At 32.6% G+C, this 3,992-nt stretch carries 6 protein-coding genes; all 6 read left to right on the forward strand.

Features of this window, described 5'->3' with window-relative positions:
* A partial coding sequence (locus ACTG3V_RS15140; protein WP_439133012.1) for a hypothetical protein occupies positions 1 to 601 on the forward strand: 601 nt, incomplete at its 5' end.
* Between the two features lie 163 nt (positions 602 to 764).
* The gene (locus tag ACTG3V_RS15145; RefSeq protein ID WP_439133013.1) at positions 765 to 1,715 is read left to right on the forward strand and encodes an XkdF-like putative serine protease domain-containing protein; all 951 of its coding nucleotides are present in this window, start codon (positions 765 to 767) and stop codon (positions 1,713 to 1,715) included.
* A complete protein-coding gene (locus ACTG3V_RS15150) occupies positions 1,708 to 1,899 on the forward strand; it encodes a hypothetical protein (protein WP_439133014.1) in 192 nt (63 codons plus the stop codon). The genes ACTG3V_RS15145 and ACTG3V_RS15150 overlap by 8 nt, the downstream gene beginning before the upstream one ends.
* Positions 1,883 to 2,905 carry a hypothetical protein gene (locus ACTG3V_RS15155; RefSeq protein WP_439133015.1) on the forward strand — a complete coding sequence of 341 codons (1,023 nt, stop codon included), beginning with the start codon at positions 1,883 to 1,885 and terminating at the stop codon, positions 2,903 to 2,905. Before ACTG3V_RS15150 ends, ACTG3V_RS15155 begins: the two co-directional genes overlap by 17 nt.
* Before the next feature lie 54 nt (positions 2,906 to 2,959).
* Positions 2,960 to 3,481: a hypothetical protein gene (locus tag ACTG3V_RS15160; RefSeq protein WP_439133016.1), complete on the forward strand. Its 522-nt coding sequence runs from the start codon at positions 2,960 to 2,962 to the stop codon at positions 3,479 to 3,481.
* A gap of 95 nt (positions 3,482 to 3,576) precedes the next feature.
* Positions 3,577 to 3,885 carry a hypothetical protein gene (locus tag ACTG3V_RS15165; protein WP_439133017.1) on the forward strand — a complete coding sequence of 103 codons (309 nt, stop codon included), beginning with the start codon at positions 3,577 to 3,579 and terminating at the stop codon, positions 3,883 to 3,885.
* Positions 3,886 to 3,992: the final 107 nt, after the last annotated feature.

Here is a 3,992-nt window from a genome sequence, read left to right on the forward strand (position 1 = left end):
ATTACTTTTAAATGCTGAAAATGAATATCAAACAAAATTAGCAGAAATAAAGGCAGAGGAAAAAGCAAAAAAAGAAAAAATAGAGCAAGAAATAAAAGAAAATGAAATAAAAGCCAATAAAGAAAAAGAGCAGTCAGCGAGAGCCTTAGAAAATGCTAAAATAAACCTTGCTCAAAATGGTTTATCTATTTTAGGTCAACTAGCGCAAAAAGGTAGCGCATTGGCTAAAGGGGTTGCGGTTTCACAGGCTGTTATTTCAACATACCAAGGTATTAACAAAGCCTTAGCAGAAACAACAGATTTCACACCTACACAATCATTGCGTTTTGCAAACGCAGCCGCTGTTGGTATTGCTGGTTTGTTAAATGTTAAGTCTATTTTATCTACAAATGAAAGTAGTACAGGTAGTGCAAATGTTTCAACACCTACACAACAACCAAGCGCGCCAAGTTTCAACTTAGTACAAGGCACAGGTTCAAATCAAATAGCTCAAACAGTAGCACAACAAAACCAAGAGCCGGTAAAAGCGTATGTAGTGGGTAGTGAAGTTACTACACAGCAACAATTAGACAGAAATAAAATAAATGTAGGTAGTATATAATTAAAAAGACGTGCTACCTAGTAACACGCCTTTTATCAACCAAACCGTAATTAAAAAATGATAACTAAAAAACTAAATTATGAATGACACAAAGATAATACTTTTTATTTAATACGCAAATAAAATGTAACAAAAAAAATTAATAATAGTTATATAGATGTATATGAAAACGTATAGAGCAAAATATAATCCAGACGCAAAGAACGTTTACGGCGTTTCTTTAGTAGAGAATCCAGCAATGGAGGGAGATTTTATCCAATTTAGCAAACAGAAATTACAATTCGCAGACGTTGACAAAGATAAACGTAGGGTTATGGGTCTTATTTTAGAGCCTAATAAACTAATTTATCGAAACCAAGGAGGTAGCGAATTTAATATTGTGTTTACTGAAGACGATATCGAGAATGTAGCTTACAACTTTCAAAAACAAGCTAATCAAAGCACATCAACTATTGAACATAGTAATCAAAACATTGAGGGTGTTACGTTTGTTGAAACTTGGTTAGTTGAGAATCCAAAAGTAGATAAGAGTACAAATTTTGGGTTTAGTTATCCTAAAGGTAGTTGGATGGGTGTTATGCAGTTAGATAATGATGATGTATGGAATGATTATGTAAAGAGTGGTAAGGTAAAAGGGTTTAGTATTGACGCTTTTATGCAATTAGAAGAAGTAAATTTAAAACAAGTAGATAATATGAGTGAAATAAAAGAGGATAGCCTTGCAAATAAGATTGTAGAGGGTATTAAGTTGTTTTTAAAGCCTGAAAAAGCAGAGGAAACAAAAGAGGTTGAATTAAAACAAGATGAAACCAAAGAGCCTGAAAAAGTAGATTTAAAAGATGAGGTAAAAGAGGTTAAACTAAATGAAGGTGATTTAGCGTCTATTTTAGCAGAAATCGATAAACTTTTTGCGCCTTTAAAAGATGAGAATGTAGCTTTAAAAGAACAGGTTAAAGAAATCGAAACTAAGTTATCAGAACAAAATGAAACCTTAGTTAAATTAGCTAAAGAGCCAGCTACAAAGACTATCCGTAAAGGGGAGGATAAGGAAGTAGATTTTGATAAAATGTCAGAATTAGAAAAACGTAAATATTATAGAAAACAAAATGGCTAAATATACACTAAAAGAGGGCGTTATTTTGCACCCTTATGGTGTAAATAGTTTAATAAATAACGATAATTTAACTGATTCCATAGCGGAACTATTAATAAAAAAAGGTAAAGCTACAAAAAATGACTTTATCATTAAACAAGTAAAACAAACAAGAAAAAAAACAACAAATGGCAATAGTAAGTAATTCAATAGACATCTTAGGGGTAGCAGCAGAGCCTATCATTGAAGAGGTATTATTTCAAAATAACACTTTAGATAAAGGTTTAGTAACGTTTGAAGATGACGTAAAAGCAGAAACAATTTTTACAGAGGCTAGTGCTTCTGCAACAATGCAACAGTACACAAGTGGTGCGCCAACTTCAAGTGGTTCATTATCTAGTTGGGATGCTAAAGTAACACCTGAAAAGGTTTTATTTTATCAGGAATTTGACCCTAACACATTAAGATTTTCAAGATACAAAAGAAGTATGTCGCCTAGTGCGTGGGAATGTTTCTCAAATGAGTTTGAAAGAGTTGTAATCGGTGGTATTTATTCTAAGAAAATATCTTTATCAGCAGAGCGTAATTTTTGGTTAGGTGCAACTTCGGCAACTAAAACAGCAATCGCAGCATTAACAGCGGGTACTGATAATGATGAAATCTCTACACAGGAACAGGCAATGGTAGCAGCTTCTTTAGGTGCTGATAGTCAGTTTGACGGTTTGTTGACTAAGATTTTGTATAATACTTCCAGAGCTTCAGGAAGTGCAGCAGTAGGTGAAAGACTTAAGGTAGTTGGCACAACTATTACAAGTTCTAATATTAAGGCTGAATACGATAAAGTTTACGCTAAAATACCAGCAGAAGTTTTAGAAAGCGGTGAGATGCCAACTATTTATGCGCCTTACTCTCACAAGCAATTAATTACTATTTTCAATAATAATGTAGCTAATTATAAAGATGCTTTTGCCATAAACGGTGGTTCTTATGGATTTAATGGTTTGAATATTGTTTTTGTACCTTTTCCTGAAGATGTTATTTTATGTGCGAGAAAATCTCATTTATTTTGGGTTACTGATTTACAAAGTGATGTAAACAGAATGAAAATGGATAAAATTGCAAACAATAGAGAGGATATGTTCTTAAAGAATATTATGTCTATTGGTGCTCACGTAGGTAACCAAAAATTCAACGTTTTATACGTAGGATAGAAATAATAATATAAGGGGTGTTTAATTACATCCCTTTTTAAAACAATATAATATATGTGCGATACATCAATAGGAGCTAATAGACTTTGCCGAAATCAAGGGCAGGGAGGCTTATCAGGTGAAGTGTATTTCTTTAATTATGTTGAAGACGCTTTCACATTAACAGGTAGATTAGCCACAGCTTTAGATGGTTTAACTGGTCAAACTGTTTACAAATATGTAATCAAAGGCGATTCTAACACATTTGAAGAAAATATAGTTTCAGACCATAAAACAGGTTCTAAGGTTAACACGCAAACTTTAGTAACTCAATTATTTAGACAAGATTCAGCAACAAGTGTAGAGTTAGACGCTTTACTTGAATCCAACGTTTCAGCGGTTGTAAAAGACGCGAACGGTGAATATAGATGGATGGGTGAAGATGGTATTAACGTAACATCAACAGCCCAAGCGATTACAGGAGGTGCTTCAACAGATACCAACGGCTATAACGTTACTTTAGTAGCTGAAACTTTAAAGTCAGCACCATTTTTGGATGCTACAACAGTAACAGCGTTTTTAGCATTAGTAGCTTAATTTAATTTTAATATTTCATTTTAAACCCTACTTTAATTAGTGGGGTTTTTTTATTTAAAAAGTAACAATAAAACAATTAATTAGTTATATAAATAATGAAAGTGATACTCCCTGAAAATACAACGCATACAATCAAACTTATACCAAGATTTGAGCCTACAGAAAATAACTTACTTATGAAAGTTACAAAAGAGGGTTATAATGAGGTTACGGAACAGGTTTGTACATATACGCTTACTAATGGGTTAATGTCGCTTACATTTGATTTAACAGGGGTTAAGCAGGATAGATTTGCATTTGATTTGTATAATGATAATGAATTAATCTATAAAGGAAAAGTATTTTTTACAGCTCAAAACCCGCAAGATTTTAACATTACAGAAAACGTTTATACATATGTCTAATACTAGTGATATAGTCTTTGTAAACTTCAACAAATATACGAAATCCCCAATCAAAGAGGATGATTTCCGTAAATGGGTTATGAATGGCAAAGACAATGAGAATTATA

The sequence above is a fragment of the Polaribacter sp. genome, from assembly GCF_965660385.1.
Taxonomy (GTDB): Bacteria; Bacteroidota; Bacteroidia; order Flavobacteriales; family Flavobacteriaceae; genus Polaribacter.